Raw genomic sequence first — 21,471 nt, 5'->3', positions numbered from 1 at the left:
GTTCGATGAGCCAAGATACGAAAGACTTAAGAGCAGATGCTGAAAACTAATAAGAGCAACATGACGATAATGATGAAACCAGTCCAAGTAATTAGCACTGTTCTTTTGATATCTGCCAGCCTTTGCGCTGTTCTTTTCTCTGCATCGCCACTTGCCGCATCGAAAGGGGAGCTGAAAGGTGTGTCGAGTGAGATATCTCGTCAACAAAAAACACTATCCTCACAACAGAAGAAGCTCGACAATTTACAAGCAAACCTCAAGCAACAAGAGCTCTCTATCTCCTTGCTTGAAAAAGCCATTAAAACAAGTAAGAAACAACTCAATACCGCCAATGCTAATGTTGCTAGCTTAGATAATAAGATTAAAGCGCTTACAACACAGAAAAAAGCCCATACCGACAAGTTAGAGCAGCTGATTCAGACTTACTACATGACCAGCAGAGCCAAAGCCTCTTCTCACATCTTAAATACTGGCGTTGAAGAAGACCGCATTAGTCACTATTACCAACACCTCGCCAAAGCGCGTTCTGCAACAATCAAAACGATCGAACAAACTCAACTTGAATTAGAAGAAAGCCATAAGCAACGCCAACTTGAGCAAGAACAAATAGCAGCGCTGTTAAATCAACAGGTAGCAAAGCGCAACAAACTATCGCAGACCCAAACACAGCGTAAAAAGACCGTCGGCAGTATTAAGAAAAACATCTCTGGCGACAAAAATTACTTAGCCGAACTTCAACGTAATGAAACTCGCCTAAAAGCCGAAATAGCGAAAGCAGAAAAAGCCGCACGAGAGAGACGCAATACTGTCCCTATGGATGGCTTAGCCAAACGTAAAGGTAAACTGCCTTGGCCAATCAAAGATAAAGTTCTGCATAACTACGGCTCACGCCAAACTGGTCAAGTAAATTGGAAAGGCATGGTGATCAAAGCGAAATACGGTCAACAAGTAAAATCCGTATACTCGGGAACGGTCGTATTTGCCGAGTACTTGCGTGGTTATGGTTTAGTGGTACTGCTTGATCACGGTAAAGGCGACATGACACTGTATGGCTTTAACCAAGCGCTTTTAAAGAAAGAAGGTGACAAGGTTAAAGCGGGTGAGGCGATAGCTCTCGCCGGTGACACTGGTGGACAAACCCGACCATCGCTGTACTTTGAAATTCGTAGAAACAGCCAAGCTCAAAACCCGAAAAGATGGTTGGTTCGATAAAGAGCAAATACGGGATGCGAGTAACCGAGAGAAGAAAAGCAAAACCAAGTCGTTGGAACCTCTGAACTCGCATTTATCAGACTGAGTCATTCCAGAATTGAAGAACTAAATATCTGGAATCTCTACCTCATACTGCCGTGAATCACCTTTCGAAACACGACATAAAAAGATTCACTATCACGCTCGTCCCTCGCTGTAGGGAATGACGCACTACTTAAAATATACTTTTTAAGCAGACTACTTAGAGTTCAACGCTCTCACACCATCTTCTAGCAATGTCAGTTGCTCAAAGCCTTGAGTCGTTGCAATCGGCTTAACCGTAGCGATCATCTGCAACATTCCTTGATGCACAACTTGCTCAGTAATTTGAGCTTTTGGGGACATCGCCGACTGATACGCCAACCAACCTGATGCGATCAAGTGAAGAGATGTGACCATCGACTTCATTTCTGCATCTGTTGCCTTTAGCAAATTCAACTCAACAAATACTCTCATAATATCCACAAGATTCGTTTGCAGCTTTTCTTGAACGGCCATGTAATCAAGATGCAGTTTTTCATCACGAGACAATATTTCAGGCAGGTTCGCATAGAAGAATCGGTACTTCCACATCAGCGTGAAGATGGAATCTAAGTAGCTCTTTAGTAGCGTCAGGCTTTCTTGCTGCCCTTGAATCGGAGTAAATCTTTCAAGTAACTCTGTCGAGTAGAGAGTAAAGATATCACGTACAATTTCTTGTTTGTTGCGGAAGTGGTAGTAGAGGTTTCCGGGGCTGATTTCGATGTGTTCAGCAATATGATTGGTCGTAATACTACGCTCGCCGTGCTCATTAAAAAGCTCTAGAGCTGCGTAAACAATCTTGTCACGTGTTTTCATTAGCATTAGTATCCCTATCCGTTTAGTGGTTCAGTATATCGCCACTAAACAGATAGATCGACCTGTTCACATCTGGTCGAATTAGCTATAGCTACATGGCAGACAGTTTATTTACTGTACTTTTTCACCATGTTTACTACATTTACTACATCATGCCTTGTTATGCCCATATGCATTGGCAATGAAATGATTTCATTACTGGCTATCAAAGCTTTTGGGCAACGACCAGATTTTTCATACATTTTGTACTCTGAATTATCTGTATAATGCACACCTGGATAGATATCATTTTCATTTAGCTTGATTAGTAACTCATCTCGATTTGAAACTCGTATTTGAAGTAAATGTGTCGATGATTCACACCCTTGAGCAATCGGAACTATTTTTACATTATCACATTCAGATAACTCTTCACGATACCACTTAGCTAACTGTCTGCGATAAGAATTATCATTATCCAAGTATTTAAGTGCAACTAAAGCCATACCGGCCATAATTGAGTTGCCATGATATTTAAAGCCTAAATCTTCAACATCATATTTCCACTTATAAGCACCTTGTGCGGCTGTACGCGCGTAAGTATCTTTATTAATACCCAACCAAGTTAGTTTACGTGCTAACGCATCATATTCTGGGTTCTGAAAACAAATCATTCCAGAGTCAGCTGTAGGCATATTTTTTACAGCTTGATAACTAAACACGGTGACATCAGCATTATAACCTACGTGCTTTCCCTCAAACCTTGACCCGGCCATGTGCGCCGCATCTAATACTAGAGCCAACCCACGCTCTTTACACAGCTTTGCCACCGCTTCAAGTTGACCAGTATTTCCACCGAGCCCCACAAAAACAACAGCTTTAGTCTTATCTGTTATCTTTTCTTCAATACTCTGAGGGTCTAAGCATAAGTACTCATCAACATCAGCAAAAATAGGCTCTAGACCAGCGTACTTAATAGCGTGGTTAGTAGAGACAAATGTTAAAGATGCAGATATAACTTCATCGCCATCACTCCAATTATGCGCACGCTTCAAGACTTCAAATGCGAGGTGAAGGCCCGCTGTTGCTGAACTCAAAAAGTGAGCATGAGGTAGGCTAGTATACTTTTTCCATTCATCCTCAATTTCGACAGTTTTAAAGCCCATTCCTGTCCAGCCTTTTTCTAGGCACTCTCTTACATGCTCTAGACACTCATCAACACGAAACTTTGGAACAAATAATTGCGTTGTCATCTTATAAAGCCTTATTTTTTAGAAATGCTCAGCATCTTTAAGTAGCAGCCCATTCTTGTCTTTATCTGAAACGATCAAACTTTCTTCATCTAATTGCCAATCGATCTTTAATTCTGGATCATTCCAGGCAATAGAACGTTCACTTTGTGGGAAGTAATAATCGGTTGTTTTATACAAAAACTCGACTTCATCTGTCAACGTCAGAAAACCATGAGCAAAACCCTCAGGGATCCATAATTGCTTCTTATTCTCCTGACTCAGTTCAAACGATTGCCACTGTTTATAGGTTGGAGAGTCAGCCCGTAGATCGACCACGACATCTAAAACTTTTCCACGGACAACTCGAACAAGTTTGCCTTGCGGGTGCTGTATTTGATAATGCAGGCCTCGAAGCACAGCCTTACCTGATTTAGAGTGGTTATCTTGAACAAATTGAACGCTTCGGCCAATTAATTTTTCAAAGTTTGAATGATTGAAGCTTTCCATAAAAAAGCCTCTCTCATCTTCAAAAACTTTAGGCTCAATTATCAAAATGTCTTTTAATTTAGTCTTAGTTGCTTTCACTGTTTACAAGCCTCTCTAGATATTGTCCATATTCATTCTTTAGCATAGGCTTTGCTAAGTTTGATATATCCTGGCTACTTAACCACCCATTACGCCAAGCTATTTCTTCTAAACAAGCAACCTTTAGCCCTTGTACATTTTCGATGGTTTGCACAAAAGATGAAGCCTCATGAAGGCTTTCGTGAGTACCTGTATCTAGCCACGCAAAACCACGACCTAATAGCTCTACATTCAGTGAGCCATCGTTTAGGTACATTTCATTGATAGTGGTAATTTCTAACTCACCTCGATGAGATGGCTTTACTTTTTTTGCCATTTCTACAACTCGATTATCGTAGAAATACAAACCAGTTACCGCATAGCTAGATTTTGGCACATCAGGCTTTTCTTCGATCGAAACAGCTCTCATTTTTTCGTCAAATTCGACCACACCAAAACGCTCAGGATCTTTGACTTGATAACCAAAAACAGTTGCTCCAGACTCTTTTGAAGCTGCATTTTGTAGAGTTCTAGAAAAAGCCTGACCATAGAAGATGTTATCCCCTAACACCAAACAAACACTGTCATCACCAATAAACTCTTCACCTATGATAAAGGCTTGCGCTAAACCATCTGGGCTTGGTTGAATTGCATACTCAAGGTTGATGCCAAAATCTGAGCCATCACCAAGTAGGCGTTGGAAACCAGCGTTATCTTCAGGTGTCGTAATAATTAAAATATCTTTGATACCAGCTAGCATTAACGTCGAGATTGGGTAAAAAACCATCGGCTTATCGTAGATGGGCAAAAGCTGTTTTGATACGCCGCGAGTGAGTGGATACAACCGCGTGCCTGAGCCTCCAGCAAGAACAATCCCTTTCATTACTTATCAACCTTACCATTTACAACTAAATCTGAAGAAACACCTAAGCGTTCACCAGCGTAAGAGCCATCTAATACTCGTGACCACCATTGTTTATTATCTAAGTACCACTCGACAGTTTTACGAATACCTGATTCGAAAGTTTCTTCTGGCTTCCAACCCAATTCTCGTTCAATCTTTGACGCATCGATGGCGTAGCGTACATCATGCCCAGGCCTATCAGTGACATAAGTTATTAAGTCAAGGTAGTTACCCACACCGTCTGGCTTATTGGGCACCAACTCTTCAAGTAATGTACAGATCGTTTTTACTACATCAATGTTTGCTTTTTCATTGTGACCACCAATGTTATAGGTTTCACCTACCTCACCTTCAGTGACCACCTTGTACAACGCTCGAGCGTGGTCTTCGACAAATAACCAATCACGGATTTGCATACCGTTGCCATACACTGGCAGAGGTTTTCCATCGAGTGCATTCAAGATCATCAATGGGATTAATTTTTCAGGGAAGTGGTAAGGGCCGTAGTTATTTGAGCAATTAGTTACGACGGTTGGTAAACCATAGGTGCGTAGCCAAGCTCGGACGAGATGATCAGAAGAAGCTTTCGAAGCTGAGTATGGGCTTGATGGCTCATACGACGTCGTCTCGGTAAACAAGTCATCCGTACCTTCTAAGTCGCCATAGACTTCGTCAGTAGAGATATGGTGGAAACGAAAATCCGCTTTATCACTTTCAGAGAGTTCATTCCAATAGGCTCTAGTCGCTTCAAGTAATGTATATGTACCAACAATATTAGTTTCGATAAATGCAGCAGGGCCGTCAATCGAACGGTCAACATGAGATTCAGCCGCCAAGTGCATCACCGCATCGGGTTTATGCTGTTCAAATATACGGTCTAGTTCAGTACGATTACAAATGTCGACCGCTTCAAATGCATAGCGCTCATGGTCTTCAAGCTCAACAAGAGACTCTAAGTTACCTGCATAAGTTAATTTATCGACATTAATAACACTATCAGATGTATCGTTAATAATGTGACGAATGACCGCAGAACCGATAAAACCAGCACCGCCTGTGACTAATATCTTCATAAAAACCCTAAAATATAAAGTGACAAAACTCTTTTCATTGTGTAACTCAGTCGCTCGCTATTCAAGTAGAGTTTGAGCTATTAGCACCAACTCTAAGTTTCATTAACTCAAATAGCTCCGAGTCAATTACTACCGCAATAAATCTCATGCGATGACCTTCGCACAAACTCGTAAAGTAGAGAACTATCATACTAGCCTCCATAAACTCGAGTTTGAGATAAGTAATAATGACTAGATTAACACAATCATATCACACTAGAATTAAAGAATTATTCCGCTAGCTCGCTTCGTTTGTTCCTTGCTATACTCGTGTGAGTTTGTATTCAAAAAAGTAGGAAGAAATATGATTATCGTAACTGGTGGTGCAGGCATGATTGGCAGCAATATTGTTAAGGCGCTCAATGAAGCAGGCCACAACGATATTCTAGTTGTCGACAACTTAAAAGATGGCAAAAAATTTAAGAACCTGGTTGATCTAGATATCACCGATTACATGGATCGTGATGACTTTCTAACTCAAGTTATGGCTGGTGATGATTTCGGTCATATTGAGGCTATTTTCCATGAAGGTGCATGTTCTGCGACCACAGAGTGGGATGGCAAATACATGATGCTAAACAACTACGAATACTCGAAAGAGTTACTGCATTACTGTATCGAGCGCGAGATCCCCTTCTTGTATGCTTCTTCTGCTGCCACTTATGGTGAAACCGATACCTTTATCGAAGAGCCGCAGTACGAAGGCGCGCTAAACGTATACGGCTATTCAAAACAGCAATTTGATAACTATGTGCGTCGCCTAACTGCAGATGCAGCCGCGCACAACGAAACGCTTTCTCAAATCACTGGTTTTAGATACTTCAATGTCTACGGTCCACGTGAACAGCACAAAGGCAGCATGGCCTCTGTCGCATTCCACCTAAACAATCAAATGAACGCAGGTGAAAACCCGAAATTATTCGCAGGAAGCGAAACCTTCAAGCGTGATTTTGTGTATGTTGGTGATGTTGCGGCCGTAAACCTGTGGTTCTTAAAAAATGGCGTATCAGGTATCTTCAACCTAGGTACAGGTAATGCCGAATCATTTGAAGAAGTCGCAAAAGCGGTGATTAAACATCACGGTAAGGGACAGATTGAAACCATCCCATTCCCTGAGCATTTGAAAGGCGCTTACCAAGAGTTTACTCAAGCTGATTTAACTAAGTTGCGTAATACTGGTTGCGATGTTCAATTTAAATCGGTTGCTGAAGGCGTCAGCGAGTACATGCAGTCAGTTAATCGCTAGATTACACTCTCCCGAAAACAAGCTAACTGTATACTGTTAGCTTGTTCAATCTATATCGCCAGTTAAAGGTTTACAGTGACAACTCAACGCGACGACTACGATCCTAAAGCATACAACCCTAAATTCATCAGTGCGTTTTTATCACCAAAACACTGGGGAACTTGGCTCGGGCTATGCCTATGCCTGCCCATTTCTTTGCTGCCAAACTCGATTCGAGTAGCCATCGCAAAATTCGTGGCGACAAAAATGGCGAAGAAGCAACGTGGCTCAGTACAAAAGGCACGTATAAACCTCGCGCTTTGTTTTCCAGAAAAGTCTGTTCAAGAGCGTGAAACTATTCTAACCAATTGCCTAACAACTGCTGGCGCCTTTTTACTTGGTTTTCCTGCTATATCATTACGCAGTAAACGTTGGCTTGAAAGGCACTCAGAAATCATTGGATTAGAACACTTACAGCAGCTACAGCAAGACAATCAAAGTGCTATTTTGCTAGTACCTCACTCTTGGTGCATCGACATTCCGGCGATCCTTTTAGCTTCAAGAGGCTTACCCGTTTCTGCGATGGCCAATAGCCAGAAAAATCCTCTGACCGACTGGTTAATGCACAAGCAAAGAGTTCAGTATGGCGGACGAGTTTATGATCGCAGTGGCGGCATTAAGCCTTTTATCAAATCAGTCAAAGATGGCTACTTAGGATATTACTTGCCAGATCAAGACCATGGCCCAGAACAAAGTGTATTCTCAGACTTCTTTGCGACTGAAAAAGCAACCTTGCCTGGACTTGGAAAACTAGCAAAAGTAAGCCGAGCGAAGATCGTTCCAACCTTTGCCAGCTATAATATTGAGACGGGTAAATACGAAATTGAAATCAAAGCACCCATTGAGTTATCCGGCGATGAACATCAAGACGCTAGGGCAATGAATGAAGTCGTTGAAGGTTTTGTTAATCCGAAACCTGAGCAGTACATGTGGATTTTAAAGTTGTTAAAAACACGTAGGAACGGACAAGACCCATATGTGGGTTATTAACCTACATATAGGTATAAACCCACACGTAGGCATATAGACTCGATTGATTAATTAGAAAACTCTAGCTAATCAATCGTTTGAAATCTTTTATGTTAATGAAGGCCCCTTGATGCTCTTTGATCTTTTCAAGTGGCCACTCCCACCACTGTTCCATTAAAAGAGCTTCCCTTTCGTCTTCAGTAAAGCGCTTCTTAATTTCCTTCGCTGGAACACCACCCACAATACTGAATGCTTCTACATCTTTGGTCACAATAGAACCTGTTGCAATCACTGCACCATGCCCGATAGTCACTCCTGGGAATATTTTCACGTCTTCACCAATCCAAACATCGGATCCAACAACAACTTGGTAATGCTCCTCAACATACTTAGTATGCGAGTAAATAGTACCTTTGTTAAAATCCAATCCTTGTTTCTGCATCAATCGATGATCTGCTCGATGAAAGCAAGGGTGAGTCGACACATAATCATTAACCGGGTGGTTATTTAGGACAATTTTCACATTATTAGCAATCGAGCAAAAACGACCTATTTTGACATTGTTCATATTACAATGAGTATCAATATAAGTACCGAAGCCAATATATGAAGCATTCACATCACAATCGCTTGCTACAGAGTTACAGCCTTCAAATTGAGTGTCTGTAAAGTTTGATTTTCGAGAAAGGAAGTTCTTCTGTTTTTTTTGATCACGAATGAATATTAGCTTCTTAATCTTGCGTATGATTTTTTTCATAATGAGTCTATTCGCCATTACCAGATAGGAGTTTGTGATAAAAACCATCAACAGTGTAATCTTCAAGCTTAATCAAAACTGATTCGTCAAACTCGCTAGAAATAAAGTATTCCATACTACCAGTAAGTTCATTTAGAGAGTCAAATATAAGAAAGTTATCTTTTGAGTATAAAGGGTGATTATAAAGACTCGTATTATTCGTGATTACTTTTTTTCGAGCATACAATGCTTCTTTAACCCTCATAGTATCAGACGTCTGTCCATCAAGAACCATTTCCAATACACATTTGGTATTGAGCATCACGGTTAGGTATTCAACATAGGAATAAGACGGTTTCTTGTCAAAAACAATAAAATTGCACTTAAAACCATCTAATGCACCTTTTATTTTCTGAACCTTTTCTTTCCTTCCTTTATCCACGCCGACAAAAGAAACATCGAAATCAGATGTTCTTTCTATCTCATCGATGATTTTTAGTTGAGGCATAGGTAGGTAAATATGCTTAAAGTCATACTTTGCTGCATCACCTTCATCAAAAGTATATGTTTCAAAACCTTTTAGGTGATGGTTCAGGCTTCCATCTGTGACATTTCTAAAAACAATCACCTTCCTCCCATCAATCTTTGATATCGACTTTATATCTCTCAGAGAATCGGTGGTGAATATGACATCGAAGCCATTTAGTGCCTTTATTTTTCGTCTTATGATCGCTCCATAAGCCTCATGATAATGTTTTTTACTATAGAAAAATAAAAAGGAAACTAATTTAACTAGCCACTTACTTAGGAATATATGATGCTTTTCATAATCAGACGATAGGACGTCAATTTCTAGTTTTTCATACTGTTGCTTATAGCCTACAAAAACCAGTTTCGGTTTCAATTTATCGTTCATAAGGCAACCTTTTAAAAGACTCGACAATACTTCCTAATGCACTATTGGCTTTACTACCTTCAACTACCTTCTCGTAATAACTAACATACGCTGCAGCCATGACATCGGCATTGAATTGATCTCTCGCGTATTCATTGCAACGAGCTGAATCATAGGTGTCAGAATTTAAGATCCCTTCTACGAGCTCTTGTTCACAGCTCGATAAAAGACCTACCTCACCAGAAACTAATTCCGGCAGTGAGCCATAGGGTGTACCAAACACTGGACAACCAAAATACAAACTCTCTGTAATCGCTAAGCCAAACGGTTCATGCCAAGTCACGGGGAATATCAGACCTTTTGACTGAGTCATGATCTGAGATTTCGTTTTATCGTCCACCATCCCTAAAAAACGAACATGACGATCTAACGTTAACCTGAAACCCATTTTTAGGTTCAATCGATGGCCGCCCAACACATCAAGCTGCTGGCCAGCTTTCTTGGTAATATCAATGGCACCTTGAACATTTTTAACTCGCCACGCCGCTTTCCCAAGAAAATGGAAACGTTCTCGTTTCAAGTTAAAGTTAGGCTTTTGGTAGTTGTCCCAATTCAAGCCATTGTAAACATAAGCTTGTGCACCATGATTTTTTGCATGCTGAGATGAAACAAAGACGGTATTAGGGTCAATAGGGCCGTCTGAATTACCATGCTGCGTTAAAATGTAGGGATAAGAGATAGGCTCTAGATCAGAGTGGAAATGCACAACATCAATATCATTTGGAAGCTGACTTTGCAGTGGTACATTCGGTTGATACTCTATGACTCTCGCCCAATCACACTTTGTGCCTTTGCCAGCGAGCAGAGTCACTCGGTGCCCGGCAAGATGCAAAGCATAAACCAAGTCCCAAATGACTCGTTCCGTTCCACCGTAATTCACCACAGGTAACGTGGCTCTTGTATACATTAAAATATTCATAATCACTTAATTTTTAAAAGCTTTTACTTTAGCGACAACTGCTTGATGAACACACTCTGGAACAAATTGCTCTATGTCTCCACCATGAATAGCGACTTCACGAACCAATGTTGATGATAAAAAAGCAAACTCTTCTGAAGGTGTCAAAAACAGGCTCTCTAGTTCTGGTTTTAACCGACGATACATTGTCGTCAAACCAAATTCATACTCAAAGTCCATTGTCGTTCTTAAGCCACGCACCAAAATTGAGGCATTTTGCTCGGTCGCGAAATCAACCAGCAAACCGCTAAAACCTTCAACGGAAACATTAGGTAATTCATGGCAAGTTTCTCGCAATAAGGCCACACGCTCATCTAAGCTAAATAAGGTGGCTTTACTTGGGCTCTCTGCGACACCAATGACAAGCTTTTCAAACATACATGCGGCACGTTTAATTAAGTCATAGTGACCGTTAGTCACTGGATCAAAAGTACCTGGGTATATTGCTATTTTCATGACATTCCTTTATTCACTGGATGTTTTCTTGTTTTTCAATCGGCCTAATACACGCTCTAGCTGCTCAATCACCGATTCTGTAGAAATAAGGGCCATAAGATCTTTTCCTTTTACTCGGGTTCCCCATGGAAGATCGCTAACCGCTTTGCCGCGTTGCTCTTCAGCAATCTGTTCATAAACAGAAACCACATTGTCTAAACTATGGTAAGGCCCAGTGCGCATTGGGTTACTGTGCGCATACAAACCAATCACGGGGACACCTTGAGTCGTCGCGATGTGTGCTGGCCCTGAATCAGGAGCGATCACTACACTGGATTTATCAATCACTGCGGTAAGCTGCTTTAACGAGGTTGAGCCGACTAAGTTAATACAAGGTGATGTCATGTGTTGAGATATATTGTCGACTAAATTGCGCTCTCTATCCGTTGGAGCACCACAAAAAACCACTTTAAAGCCTAACTGATAAGCGTGATCGGCGACAGCGGCATAGCGCTCAACTAACCAGTTTCTCTCATCTTTACTCGCGGCAGGGCTAATAACAATATACGGCTCATGCGCAAGCTCCATCGATAGTCTTTGATCTTCATCAGACAAAGCAAGCTCCCATGTCGGCACCTGTTTGGGACATCCCAAAAAATAAGCAAATTCAGAGAAATTATCTAACACATGAGATGCGTCCGTTTTTGGCAGCTTGCGATTGGTAAAGAGCCACTGCCCCTCTTTGGCACGTGTCCAACTAAAGCCAAGTTTTACTTTTGCCTTTATCCCTATCGTTAACAGGCTGGCTCTTAGTGCAACTTGCATATGCAGTAAATAATCAAACCGAGTTGAACGCAGGGCTCTCCATACTTCTTTCATTCCTTTTAGGCCGCGTTTTTTATCAAACACGACAACTTGAATTCCAGGTATATCACCAAGTAATTGAGCTTCGATTTTTCCCATCACCCACGTGATCTGACATTCTGGATAGGTAGCTTGAATAAGTTGCACTACAGAAAGAGCATGACAAACGTCACCAATGGCAGATAAACGCAGAATACAAATAGATTTGGGAGCAGAAAGAACGTTATTCATTGATCGGTTCCAATGGCATCATTTCTAGGACAGCAGAAACAACGTTATCTGGCTTGATATCTTGAAGGCATGGCGAATAGACATCATCGCTAATTTGACATCTGTTTTTATAACAAGGGACGCAGTTACGTTCAGATTGCACAAGTCTAATATTGGCGACTCTTTGGGAGCTAACACCATTGCTGTATAAATTGTTCGTTACATCAATTGGCTCTTCATAAGGCCAAGGTGACCACATGCTTGCTGGCGCCACGCTAATAATAGATACAATTGGGATAGAGTAACCTGATGCGAGGTGACCAGGGCCACTATCAGGTCCAACAAAACCATCACTGTGTTTTATTAATACAGAGGTTTGAGCTAATGATAATTCCCCCAAAACACTGACCAGTTGATTCGATTCAGGAACTTGGCTAATGATTTGTTCAACAATGGTCTCGTCTCGTTCTAATTTAGCGCCAGATAAGACAATATTATAACCTGCAGATATCAGACGATTGATGACTTCAACCCAATACGAGACTGGCCACTGCTTAATTTCGTTGGAGGATGGCGCATGCACAACAATGTAGTTTGATGGCAATCTCTTTTGAACCACTGAAGGTAATAACTCTTCGGGAGAGACTAGCCGTGCAATACAATTAACATCTATGGTATCCAGCATACGAGCAACGCGACTCATTTTATGCTCAAAGCGATGCTGTTCTTTAATGTAATGAGTATAAATTAACTTTTTAACCCAGGCGCCAGAAAGCGATTCATCAATTGCACCAAGTCTTTTCTTACCAAAGATAAAACTATAGATAGCTGTTCTATCATTAAGCATTTCATTGACGACTAAATCATATCGACCATGCGTTTTTAAAATCCGGTAATAGTCCTTAACGGATGCTCTTGGCGGAATTTCAACTAAAGAGTCAACGTCTGGATTGGTACCAAAAACCATCTCCCCTCTAGCATTAACTAAAACATCTATTGTTGCGGTCGGAAACGCTTTTCTCAGACTATGGGTAAAAGCAGAGATCAACAAACTATCACCAATGCAATGAGTGGCAACAACTAATATTTTTTGGTAACTACATGAATCGTTCATTAATCTGTTCGGCGTTTGATATACTGTTCTACCAAGTATGCCATAAACTCCCCAATACGAGACAGTGATTCATGTTTACAACAAAGCAAATCCATAAAACAACGTACTGGTATAATCCTAAATTACTCACCGAAGACGTTGAATTGGCTTTTTCTGTGGATTATTGGAAGGCGAATCAAGCAATACTGGGGCACGCTCAAGGTAGAGGAACAACATGGTTTGTTAAGGGAGAAAAAAGCAATTTCGCTCTTCGACATTATCATCGCGGCGGCTTGTTTGGAAAGCTAGTTAGAGACAGCTATTTATTTACTGGATTAGAGAACTCACGAGCATACCAAGAGCTAATGTTACTTGAGCTTCTAGCCACACATAAAGTTAATGTCCCGACACCCGTTGCTGCGAAAGTTTCGCAAGAAGGGCTCGTTTACAAAGCCGATATTTTAATTGAAAAGATTTCCGACGCAGAAGACTTAGTAAAGATACTATCAAACAAAAAACTATCCGATTCCCATTTCAACGATATTGGTCATCAAATTCGAAAAATGCACGATGCCGGGGTCAATCATACCGACCTAAATATCCATAACATTCTCGTAGATAAAGCAGGTAAGGTTTGGATTATCGATTTTGATAAATGCTTAACGCAGACAGGCAGCAACTGGAAAGTGAGTAATCTAAAGCGACTCGAGCGCTCATTCGAAAAAGAAGTTCGGTTAGGAAAGATTGATGCTCAGCACTTTGATTTTTCACAAATTGAACAAGGGTACAAAATGAGTACCCTTGAGAGCCTATGATTTATTCTTCTTTCAAACCAAATAACTTACGAAGTTTCTTTTTCTTTTTATAGATATGCCCTCGAATCACTTCAGCAAGAGGGCGCTTGACGGACACTTCTTTAGCTAAGCGTATTTGCTCTTCAAATGGTTTAACTCCATGTTCTTCAAAGAACTGTTCCAACACCGTTCTCGCCCAGTCTTTTCGTCCACTCGTTGAATAATGATTGAGCCAAGCTTTCGCTGGTTCAATATTCACCTGTGTAGAGAGCGCTTCAGATAACGCAAACTGTTCTAGAGTGTGTGCCTCACACCCTTCTTGACGCAACGCTTGAATCAACACATCGGCATAATCAAAAGCTGATGTGTGTTTCCCGGTGATACCGATGACTGCCGATGCCCACATAACTGAGTCTGGATTGGTGCGGTAGATACTGCCATCCATAAGCTTTATATCTCTATCTCTGATATGTGCGTATTCATTAGTGCTTGGCAAAGTATTGATGTTCACTTCTGAGCAAAACAGTAACGCGTTTTTATCCGATATAGAGTCGAAATAGACATTTGTTGGCACGTTAAAGTACGTATCTGTATCTAAAAAAAGCAGTTTATCTTCAGGACTCAACTCTAAATTATCACAAAGATATTTTAAGCCGCGGTTCTTGATTCTAAAGTGATAAGTATTGTCTAGACTCCATTCAGCCTTTTGAGCTGGCGATATCGGAAACACTTTAATTGGCATATTAGCGAAGTGCTCAGGCTCTTCTGCTAGAACAGAAATTTCAGGCCTAGTTCCATTTGCCTCAACCCAATTGGCTAAAAAAGACAAAATGCAAAATCTTGCGCCTTGATAGTAAGTTCTATCATTGCCATAAATGACAAATGTTAAGTGTTTTCTAGCCAATTCTGATTTCATAATTTAGTACTTCGTAATATTTTTAAAAAGTGCTTTGTGCTTGCTGCTGACATGGCTTCGAACATGAGTTCGGTATCCCTCTTTAAACCAACTTCTAACCGTCGCATAAAGTCCTGAGGTTCTACCACTCAACTCACTATCAAATGCACCGGTTTTACTGCCCTGACGAACCAAAGGTGGATGTGTCCAAAAAATATTGTACTCTAATGTCGTTCGCTCATTACCAATATAACCATCAATAGGTGCGTCAGTTATATTGCTTTCCATATGCTCTACCATTGCACGAGCAAAACTAAGGTCATAAAGCAAACCACCAGTAAGCTTGTTCGTTTTACACAAGTACAGATGTTGATTTGGAACTCTTACTGATGCAGGTACTAAGCTCGATGCCTCTTCAATATTTACAAGATACTTTTCTTCACCACGAAGTTCATTTTGGAAAGCTTCTAGTTGCTCAATAAAATCGCTATTTAAAAAAGCATCATCTTCTAACACTAATACTTGTGGAATTTGTTCTTCTACGACTTTTTTCATCACTAAGTAGTGCTTATAAAAGCAAGACTTCTCAGGGAGCCTCAGTGAGTCGTCAAAAAAACCATTTCTAACGTCATCAGATAGATCATCGATATCACCAGCTAACATATATTCGTAATCAGTGATGCCCACTTCTGGCAGGTGCTTATCTATATGTTTTCTACGTTCTTCGTAGCCTTTGCTTACATGAATAACAAAAGTTTTGATCATGGTGATGTCTCAATATTGGTTGACTAATTATTGGTGGCTGAATGATGTATCAATTGGAGTGTTTGTTGTAACGCACCTTGATTCTGTTGAACTATACCATAGCCTATTCGCCCTTTTTCAATTAACTCTTTAGGCTTGGATAATGCACTGATCATTTGTAAAGCAAGCTCATTCTCATCGGCTACAACAGACAGTGCGCTCGAGTCGATCAATTGATTCGCCAGGTCTGCAAAATTGAAATAGCTCGGCCCTGTTAAGCAGTATTTTTGAAGCAGCGCAGGTTCGATGAAGTTATGCCCTCCTACTTTCTTTCCAAGTAGGCTTCCTCCCATAAAAACAAGATCGCTCGCAGAAAGCATAACCATAAGCTCTCCCATCGTATCCCCCAAGTAAACGTCGACATCGAGCGGTAACTCGTCAACAACTTCGGTTCGACGAACCAAAACTAAGCCTTGGTTTTTGGCCAATTCAGCAACTGAATCAAACCGTTCAGGGTGACGAGGTACTATCACTAAGAGTAATTTTGGCAGTTCTCTTTTGGCTTGTTGATAAGCTCTAAATATTTGTTCATCTTCGCCCGCATGAGTGCTCGCGGCGACAACAATCTGCCTACCCTGCCCCAAAAGATCTTTAAGATGCTCGCCTTGTGCGATTACATTATTATCAATCGACACATCGTACTTAATTGACCCTGTGACAATGACTTTTTCGCTCGGCGCACCTAGTAACTCAAATCGAGATTTATCATCAGAGTGTACCGTCAATATTAAACTTAACTTAGAAATTGTCGGATAAATTAACGAACTCATTTTTTGATAATTACTGGCTGATTTTTCGGATAATCGTCCATTGACTAATATCATCGGAATATCATTTTTAGCAACGGTGTTAATGGTGTTTGGCCATAATTCCATTTCAATAATGAGCATGTTATCTGGCTGAATGCGGTTGATAAAACGTTGAACACACCAACTAAAATCAATAGGCATATAACGGTGGCTAATCGAACCGCTCATCTTTTCTACCTGTTCAGCGCCTGTACTCGTTGTTGTAGTGATCAGTATTCTTTTATCTGGGTTTTGTATCGCCAGTTGTTCAACTAACTTTTTACTCGCCAGCACTTCCCCTACTGAAACGGCATGAATCCAAATCACACCCGATTGTCTATTCTTAATAGGCGGTGTAAATCCGAAATGCTCTTTCCAGCGATGACCAAAAGGCGGTTTGTTTGCTTTGGAGCGATATAAGCCCCAAAGCAGAATAGGGCTAACAAGGAAAAGTAGCGCGGTATAGGCCCAACGAACGACGATGCTCATATAACGACCTTATTTATATTTTGCCTTGGGAAATAACATCAAACTGCTCAATAGCACTAATGACTCTACTCGGCATTAACTCAGTGAGGCACTTTAGGTGATGCTTGGGACAAGTTCGTTCAAAGCAAGGTCGGCACTCAATATCGGTATTGATGATCGCCAGTTTGTTCGTTAGCGGAGGCGTATATTTAGGTGAACTAGAGCCATAAACAGCCACGACATTACAGCCCACCGCGGCGGCCACATGCATCAACCCAGAATCATTGCTAACGACAGTACGACAAGCCCCGATCAAGTCTACAGCCTGAATTAAGCTCGTATCTCCAGCTAAATTGAAGCAATCCTGCTGCATATTAACAGGGACTTGTTCGATTATCTTTTGGGTTACTTCACGATCTTTAGCCGAGCCAAACAACCACACTTGGTAACCTTGCTTTATCATCGCTGTCGCTGCTGTTGCAAAGTGATTATCAGGCCAACGTTTCGCAGGGCCAAACTCAGCACCAGGACATAAACCAAGGACAGGCCTTTGATTGTTTAAACCAAATTGCTCCATAGCCTCTTGTTGGCTGGAGTTAACAACTTGCAAACTTGGGAAAGGTAATGATGGTAATTCACCTAAACAACCACTACCCGTCATTTCAGCTTTAGGGTGCGCTAACGCTACATATCGCTCTAACATGTATTGAAACGCTTTTTTATTGGTTCTAACGTCATTTAGCAAACCAAAACGCATTTCACCTTTCCAACCAACTCGTTCAGGAACGCGAGCAAACAGGGGAATTAAAGCTGATTTCGCGGAGTTAGGTAATACGTACGCTTTATCGTACTGTACTTCCCTCAACGATTTACCGATCTTATAACGAGATTTCAGATCAAATTGCCCATGCCCTAGTGGCATTTCAAGAGCTTGATTGACTTGTGGCATTCTTTCCAAAATAGGCTTACACCACGCTGGCGCTAAAACATCAATTTTTGCGTCAGGATACTGTCTTTGCAACTCAATATATAAGCCTTGAGACATTACCATGTCTCCAACCCATGACGGGCCAATAATCAGAATTTTCATTTGTCTTGCTCGTTAATAGCGTGTTCGTTAATAGCTTGGCCAGATAGTCTAAAATATTCTTGAAGTGTTTTAATGCAAACCAATTTTTCTAGTTGTTCATCTTGGAAAGGAGCAAGGTATTCATGCGCATTTTTGATCATCTGTTCAGACTCTTTAGGGTTGTCTAAATAGTATTTGATTTTTTGCTCAAAATCCGACCAGTCATCCTTCACCTCTACATAATGTATGCCTGGCTGCAGAGTGCCTTCCATAAACCACGTTTCAAATTTCATTTTTGGAGTAACGACAAGTGAGTTTGAAGACATTGCCCATTTCAAGTTTGATGCAACATCGTTCCCTTCAAGGCAAATAATGAATTTGTATTGAAGCTGCTCTTCTACTGTCATAAATGGCTGTTGCCACTCTGGGTGTTGCTCTGAAGTATTCGATTGACCTGCATTCATCAGTGGATGACCATACAGAGTTTCCATAAAACGAATTCTATGTGGTTGAGTCACAGCACCACGAAACACGGCCATATTTTTTTTATCAGAAAAACTTAAGCTATCATCCACGAATCGGAAATGACGACGCTTATCTAATTTAAATAGTACAGAGTTACTATTGTTCCCATCAATCGGACGAGCTTTAAATAAAGTTGGAACTGGCTCTATATGCGTTTCATCACCAAAGTAGTAACTGAAGCGAAAGTACTTTGGAAAATAATGAAGAAACTCTTTAAGATCAAAGAAATAAGATGTATAGCCTTTTCGAGCATAATTCTTAATTTCACAACTTAGACTAGCTTTATCAAAGTCGCCGAGCCCTTTTACGTAATAATTTACTCTGCTTTTTATATAGTCAGTTTGACCGGAATATGATTTTTCCAGCTTTTCAAACTGTGTTGAAAAATACAAACGAGGTGCGATAGAGAGCAAGGCATGTTTTAGATAATAAAATATCTTCATAGTTTCTCTTTATATTTTATTTTTGCGTAATGTAACGAAGGCAAAGTCAGCAGCCATAGGTAAGGAATTATCAACAAAGCTCTAGAGGTAGACTCTGCCTTTAGAAATGAAGACGACAAATTCCACAATAATGCCCGTAATTTTATCAGATAAAGTGCCCTAGACACAGCTTCAAGTGATATCAACTTCTGTATTGAGAAGGACACATCTATACCTGACAGCTAGAGCAATAAAACGTGTTTCTTTGCCCTATTTTAAGTTCCTGAATCAGCTCTTCACAGTTAGGACACTGTTCACCAGCCTTACCATAAACCTGCAGCTCTTGAGCAAAATATCCCGGTTTTCCATCCGCTTGGGCAAAGTCTTTTAGCGTTGTTCCACCCTGTCTGATAGCCGTCGCGAGTACTTGCTTGATCTCTTTGGTTAACAAGAGCCACTCTTGTTTTGTAACCTTACTTGCAGAGCGCAAAGGATTAATACGTGAAGAAAACAGAGCTTCATTGGCGTAGATATTACCCACACCGACCACGACTTTGTTGTCCATAATGAACTGTTTGACGGCAACCTTACGCTTTTCTGCTTTCTCAGCAATGTAATCTGCGTTGAAGTCGTCAGTTAGTGGCTCAGGACCAGAACCAAGTAATACAGTATGTATCTCATCAGGCGCCGACCATAACCATGCACCAAAGCGACGCGGATCGTTATAACGCAAGATCTTGCCATTGGTTAACTTAAGATCCACGTGATCGTGTTTTGCTGGCGGGAAATCGGCATCCAACACGCGCAGTGAACCTGACATGCCAAGATGCACAATCGCAGTGCCTGTATCTGTCTCAATCAATAAATACTTTGCACGACGCGAGATAGAGCGAATCACCTGCCCTTCTAATCGCTTAAGTTCTTGAGGGATATCCCAACGCAGTTTGGGGGTACGAAAGGTAAGCGTTTTAATCGTCTCACCGACTAAATGAGGCGAGATCCCCATGCGGCTTACTTCAACTTCGGGTAATTCAGGCATAGTTAGTCGTCCGATAGAGATGGTTCGTCTGATATAGATAGCTTGTCTGATTTGAATGACTGGTCTGAGCCAAAGCTTGGAAACAAGTAGCTTTCTTCAATAGACACCGCTAACCACTGATCATTCCAGTTTTTTAGCAACCAGAACTGAGGCAGCTGATAATAAGTAATACGTTGTGGTTCTTCTTGATCTTGATACCACACCTCAATGGTGTGCGGGGTATTCAATTGTGGTGAGAGATCGGTATAGGTTTGAGAGTCAACTTCGGTGCCCACAAGTTCCTGCCATCTCTGTGACAACTCTTGTGCACTGGTAGTTTGAGGAAGCACTGTGTCTTTAAATTGATAAGCCCAATGATCGTCTTCGAGTACAACTGACCAATTAGCAAAATGCAAAGCTTGAAGCTCAGCTGCTGGATTTAAAAGAGAAGGATAAGAACCGCTGACCTTAACTTCAGGTTCAGGCTCGATAAGGTACGTTTTGATCAAAGTTGGAAGATTTAACACCCCAATAAAAGCGATCACACTGAACATGAGTATGTTGTTCCATCGACGTCCACGATATCTCATCTGATTCTGCTCATCTAACCTATTGAGTAATCAGTATATCGTGAAAGTGGCAATACTTTCTATATTGTACGGTTTTCTACCTATCAGACGCTATATCAAACAAGAATAATTGAGTTACTCAAATTTTAGATATAAAAAAACCCAGCTATAAGCTGGGTTTTTAATTTATTCTTCTATAAAAGAAGAGACAAAGGGGCTATCAATTACTTGATTTTAGCTTCTTTGTACATAACGTGCTGGCGAACTACTGGATCAAACTTTTTGATCTCAAATTTGCCTGGCATGTTACGCTTGTTCTTGTCAGTTGTGTAGAAGTGACCAGTTCCAGCAGAAGATACTAGACGGATTTTCTCACGAATGCCTTTAGCCATTGCTTAATTCCTCTTAAACGTTTTCGCCACGTGCACGGATATCAACAAGAACAGCATCGATGCCTTTCTTATCAATAATACGCATGCCTTTAGCAGTTAGACGTAGTTTAACAAAACGTTTTTCGCTCTCTACCCAGAAACGGTGAGTTTGTAGGTTCGGCAGAAAACGACGCTTGGTAGCATTGCGTGCGTGTGAACGGTTGTTACCCGTTACTGGACGCTTACCAGTTACTTGACATACTCGGGACATGAATGTCTCTCCAAATCGTTTCAGCTCGATATCAACCTTGGTGGCCGAACCTCTCTATCAATTCTGAAAATAGAGGTAAAAACCATAATGGAA

At 41.0% G+C, this 21,471-nt stretch carries 24 protein-coding genes; 4 read left to right on the top strand and 20 right to left on the bottom strand.

Annotation, left to right across the window (positions count from 1 at the left end; translation table 11 throughout):
- The first annotated feature begins 60 nt into the window (after positions 1-60).
- On the top strand, positions 61-1,212 hold the full coding sequence (locus ACED59_RS17815; protein ID WP_277814471.1) for a murein hydrolase activator EnvC: 1,152 nt from the start codon (positions 61-63) through the stop codon (positions 1,210-1,212).
- 237 nt (positions 1,213-1,449) lie between these two features.
- On the opposite strand, the gene ACED59_RS17810 is transcribed toward ACED59_RS17815, so the two are convergent.
- The 5 genes from ACED59_RS17810 to rffG form a co-directional block, all read right to left on the bottom strand.
- On the bottom strand, positions 1,450-2,088 hold the full coding sequence (locus ACED59_RS17810) for a TetR/AcrR family transcriptional regulator (protein WP_029223855.1): 639 nt from the start codon (positions 2,086-2,088) through the stop codon (positions 1,450-1,452).
- Positions 2,089-2,195: 107 nt separating this feature from the next.
- Positions 2,196-3,320: a DegT/DnrJ/EryC1/StrS aminotransferase family protein gene (locus ACED59_RS17805; protein WP_017097372.1), complete on the bottom strand. Its 1,125-nt coding sequence runs from the start codon at positions 3,318-3,320 to the stop codon at positions 2,196-2,198.
- An 18-nt stretch (positions 3,321-3,338) separates the two neighbouring features.
- Positions 3,339-3,884 carry a dTDP-4-dehydrorhamnose 3,5-epimerase gene (gene rfbC, locus ACED59_RS17800; RefSeq protein ID WP_017097373.1) on the bottom strand — a complete coding sequence of 182 codons (546 nt, stop codon included), beginning with the start codon at positions 3,882-3,884 and terminating at the stop codon, positions 3,339-3,341.
- Positions 3,871-4,746: a glucose-1-phosphate thymidylyltransferase RfbA gene (gene rfbA, locus ACED59_RS17795; RefSeq protein WP_017097374.1), complete on the bottom strand. Its 876-nt coding sequence runs from the start codon at positions 4,744-4,746 to the stop codon at positions 3,871-3,873. Before rfbA ends, rfbC begins: the two co-directional genes overlap by 14 nt.
- Entirely contained in the window at positions 4,746-5,840 is a 1,095-nt protein-coding gene (rffG, locus tag ACED59_RS17790) for a dTDP-glucose 4,6-dehydratase (RefSeq protein ID WP_017097375.1), read from the bottom strand. The genes rfbA and rffG overlap by 1 nt, the downstream gene beginning before the upstream one ends.
- 343 nt (positions 5,841-6,183) lie before the next feature.
- Here rffG and rfaD point away from each other — a divergent pair, with 343 nt between their 5' ends.
- Both rfaD and lpxM read left to right on the top strand, forming a co-directional pair.
- Complete coding sequence (gene rfaD, locus ACED59_RS17785; protein ID WP_029223856.1) at positions 6,184-7,125, top strand: ADP-glyceromanno-heptose 6-epimerase; 942 nt, start codon at positions 6,184-6,186, stop codon at positions 7,123-7,125.
- A 75-nt stretch (positions 7,126-7,200) separates the two neighbouring features.
- Positions 7,201-8,154, top strand: coding sequence for a lauroyl-Kdo(2)-lipid IV(A) myristoyltransferase (lpxM, locus tag ACED59_RS17780; RefSeq protein ID WP_371705030.1), 954 nt, complete (start codon positions 7,201-7,203; stop codon positions 8,152-8,154).
- Between the two features lie 61 nt (positions 8,155-8,215).
- Here lpxM and ACED59_RS17775 read toward each other — a convergent pair whose 3' ends face one another.
- From ACED59_RS17775 to ACED59_RS17750, 6 genes are read right to left on the bottom strand one after another with little or no spacing between them, the layout of a single operon-like run.
- Positions 8,216-8,890: a CatB-related O-acetyltransferase gene (locus ACED59_RS17775; protein ID WP_017097378.1), complete on the bottom strand. Its 675-nt coding sequence runs from the start codon at positions 8,888-8,890 to the stop codon at positions 8,216-8,218.
- 7 nt (positions 8,891-8,897) lie between these two features.
- A complete protein-coding gene (locus ACED59_RS17770; RefSeq protein WP_017097379.1) occupies positions 8,898-9,785 on the bottom strand; it encodes a hypothetical protein in 888 nt (295 codons plus the stop codon).
- The gene (locus ACED59_RS17765) at positions 9,775-10,731 is read right to left on the bottom strand and encodes a glycosyltransferase (protein ID WP_017097380.1); all 957 of its coding nucleotides are present in this window, start codon (positions 10,729-10,731) and stop codon (positions 9,775-9,777) included. The genes ACED59_RS17770 and ACED59_RS17765 overlap by 11 nt, the downstream gene beginning before the upstream one ends.
- An 18-nt stretch (positions 10,732-10,749) precedes the next feature.
- Positions 10,750-11,238, bottom strand: a complete 489-nt coding sequence (gene coaD / locus ACED59_RS17760; protein ID WP_017097381.1) for a pantetheine-phosphate adenylyltransferase — start codon at positions 11,236-11,238, stop codon at positions 10,750-10,752.
- 9 nt (positions 11,239-11,247) lie between these two features.
- A complete protein-coding gene (locus ACED59_RS17755) occupies positions 11,248-12,312 on the bottom strand; it encodes a glycosyltransferase family 9 protein (protein ID WP_371705031.1) in 1,065 nt (354 codons plus the stop codon).
- Positions 12,305-13,405, bottom strand: coding sequence for a glycosyltransferase family 9 protein (locus tag ACED59_RS17750; RefSeq protein WP_017097383.1), 1,101 nt, complete (start codon positions 13,403-13,405; stop codon positions 12,305-12,307). Before ACED59_RS17750 ends, ACED59_RS17755 begins: the two co-directional genes overlap by 8 nt.
- Before the next feature lie 71 nt (positions 13,406-13,476).
- Here ACED59_RS17750 and ACED59_RS17745 point away from each other — a divergent pair, with 71 nt between their 5' ends.
- Complete coding sequence (locus ACED59_RS17745; protein ID WP_017097384.1) at positions 13,477-14,199, top strand: 3-deoxy-D-manno-octulosonic acid kinase; 723 nt, start codon at positions 13,477-13,479, stop codon at positions 14,197-14,199.
- A gap of 1 nt (position 14,200) precedes the next feature.
- Here the strand turns inward: ACED59_RS17745 and ACED59_RS17740 are convergent, their stop codons facing one another.
- The 9 genes from ACED59_RS17740 to rpmB all read right to left on the bottom strand — a co-directional run bounded on the left by ACED59_RS17740 (position 14,201) and on the right by rpmB (position 21,378).
- A complete protein-coding gene (locus tag ACED59_RS17740) occupies positions 14,201-15,094 on the bottom strand; it encodes a hypothetical protein (protein WP_017097385.1) in 894 nt (297 codons plus the stop codon).
- A gap of 3 nt (positions 15,095-15,097) precedes the next feature.
- A complete protein-coding gene (locus ACED59_RS17735) occupies positions 15,098-15,838 on the bottom strand; it encodes a glycosyltransferase family 25 protein (protein WP_017097386.1) in 741 nt (246 codons plus the stop codon).
- 23 nt (positions 15,839-15,861) lie between these two features.
- Complete coding sequence (gene waaA, locus ACED59_RS17730; protein WP_029223858.1) at positions 15,862-17,154, bottom strand: lipid IV(A) 3-deoxy-D-manno-octulosonic acid transferase; 1,293 nt, start codon at positions 17,152-17,154, stop codon at positions 15,862-15,864.
- 13 nt (positions 17,155-17,167) lie between these two features.
- Entirely contained in the window at positions 17,168-18,223 is a 1,056-nt protein-coding gene (waaF, locus tag ACED59_RS17725) for a lipopolysaccharide heptosyltransferase II (protein ID WP_017097387.1), read from the bottom strand.
- Complete coding sequence (locus ACED59_RS17720) at positions 18,220-19,170, bottom strand: glycosyl transferase family 90 (RefSeq protein ID WP_017097388.1); 951 nt, start codon at positions 19,168-19,170, stop codon at positions 18,220-18,222. The genes waaF and ACED59_RS17720 overlap by 4 nt, the downstream gene beginning before the upstream one ends.
- Positions 19,171-19,378: 208 nt before the next feature.
- On the bottom strand, positions 19,379-20,188 hold the full coding sequence (gene mutM / locus ACED59_RS17715; protein WP_017097389.1) for a bifunctional DNA-formamidopyrimidine glycosylase/DNA-(apurinic or apyrimidinic site) lyase: 810 nt from the start codon (positions 20,186-20,188) through the stop codon (positions 19,379-19,381).
- 2 nt (positions 20,189-20,190) lie between these two features.
- On the bottom strand, positions 20,191-20,757 hold the full coding sequence (locus ACED59_RS17710) for a hypothetical protein (RefSeq protein ID WP_371705032.1): 567 nt from the start codon (positions 20,755-20,757) through the stop codon (positions 20,191-20,193).
- 203 nt (positions 20,758-20,960) lie between these two features.
- The gene (gene rpmG / locus ACED59_RS17705; RefSeq protein ID WP_002535344.1) at positions 20,961-21,128 is read right to left on the bottom strand and encodes a 50S ribosomal protein L33; all 168 of its coding nucleotides are present in this window, start codon (positions 21,126-21,128) and stop codon (positions 20,961-20,963) included.
- A 13-nt stretch (positions 21,129-21,141) separates the two neighbouring features.
- Positions 21,142-21,378 (bottom strand): 50S ribosomal protein L28, encoded by a 237-nt coding sequence (gene rpmB / locus ACED59_RS17700; protein WP_004728407.1) that lies wholly within the window; start codon positions 21,376-21,378, stop codon positions 21,142-21,144.
- Between the last annotated feature and the right edge of the window lie 93 nt (positions 21,379-21,471).

It is taken from the genome of Vibrio sp. FF266, from assembly GCF_041439695.1.
Taxonomy (GTDB): domain Bacteria; phylum Pseudomonadota; class Gammaproteobacteria; order Enterobacterales; family Vibrionaceae; genus Vibrio; species Vibrio tasmaniensis_A.
This window is presented reverse-complemented; position numbering and strand designations above follow the sequence as displayed.

Bases quoted from the DNA above. Each gene is read 5' to 3' on its own strand.
- ACED59_RS17815 (WP_277814471.1), top strand. From the start codon at position 61: ATGACGATAATGATGAAACCAGTCCAAGTAATTAGCACTGTTCTTTTG.
- ACED59_RS17810 (WP_029223855.1), bottom strand. From the start codon at position 2,088: ATGAAAACACGTGACAAGATTGTTTACGCAGCTCTAGAGCTTTTTAAT.
- ACED59_RS17805 (WP_017097372.1), bottom strand. From the start codon at position 3,320: ATGACAACGCAATTATTTGTTCCAAAGTTTCGTGTTGATGAGTGTCTA.
- rfbA (WP_017097374.1), bottom strand. From the start codon at position 4,746: ATGAAAGGGATTGTTCTTGCTGGAGGCTCAGGCACGCGGTTGTATCCA.
- rffG (WP_017097375.1), bottom strand. From the start codon at position 5,840: ATGAAGATATTAGTCACAGGCGGTGCTGGTTTTATCGGTTCTGCGGTC.
- rfaD (WP_029223856.1), top strand. From the start codon at position 6,184: ATGATTATCGTAACTGGTGGTGCAGGCATGATTGGCAGCAATATTGTT.
- ACED59_RS17775 (WP_017097378.1), bottom strand. From the start codon at position 8,890: ATGAAAAAAATCATACGCAAGATTAAGAAGCTAATATTCATTCGTGAT.
- ACED59_RS17770 (WP_017097379.1), bottom strand. From the start codon at position 9,785: ATGAACGATAAATTGAAACCGAAACTGGTTTTTGTAGGCTATAAGCAA.
- ACED59_RS17765 (WP_017097380.1), bottom strand. From the start codon at position 10,731: ATGTATACAAGAGCCACGTTACCTGTGGTGAATTACGGTGGAACGGAA.
- coaD (WP_017097381.1), bottom strand. From the start codon at position 11,238: ATGAAAATAGCAATATACCCAGGTACTTTTGATCCAGTGACTAACGGT.
- ACED59_RS17755 (WP_371705031.1), bottom strand. From the start codon at position 12,312: ATGAATAACGTTCTTTCTGCTCCCAAATCTATTTGTATTCTGCGTTTA.
- ACED59_RS17750 (WP_017097383.1), bottom strand. From the start codon at position 13,405: ATGAACGATTCATGTAGTTACCAAAAAATATTAGTTGTTGCCACTCAT.
- ACED59_RS17745 (WP_017097384.1), top strand. From the start codon at position 13,477: ATGTTTACAACAAAGCAAATCCATAAAACAACGTACTGGTATAATCCT.
- ACED59_RS17740 (WP_017097385.1), bottom strand. From the start codon at position 15,094: ATGAAATCAGAATTGGCTAGAAAACACTTAACATTTGTCATTTATGGC.
- ACED59_RS17735 (WP_017097386.1), bottom strand. From the start codon at position 15,838: ATGATCAAAACTTTTGTTATTCATGTAAGCAAAGGCTACGAAGAACGT.
- waaA (WP_029223858.1), bottom strand. From the start codon at position 17,154: ATGAGCATCGTCGTTCGTTGGGCCTATACCGCGCTACTTTTCCTTGTT.
- waaF (WP_017097387.1), bottom strand. From the start codon at position 18,223: ATGAAAATTCTGATTATTGGCCCGTCATGGGTTGGAGACATGGTAATG.
- ACED59_RS17720 (WP_017097388.1), bottom strand. From the start codon at position 19,170: ATGAAGATATTTTATTATCTAAAACATGCCTTGCTCTCTATCGCACCT.
- mutM (WP_017097389.1), bottom strand. From the start codon at position 20,188: ATGCCTGAATTACCCGAAGTTGAAGTAAGCCGCATGGGGATCTCGCCT.
- ACED59_RS17710 (WP_371705032.1), bottom strand. From the start codon at position 20,757: ATGAGATATCGTGGACGTCGATGGAACAACATACTCATGTTCAGTGTG.
- rpmG (WP_002535344.1), bottom strand. From the start codon at position 21,128: ATGGCTAAAGGCATTCGTGAGAAAATCCGTCTAGTATCTTCTGCTGGA.
- rpmB (WP_004728407.1), bottom strand. From the start codon at position 21,378: ATGTCCCGAGTATGTCAAGTAACTGGTAAGCGTCCAGTAACGGGTAAC.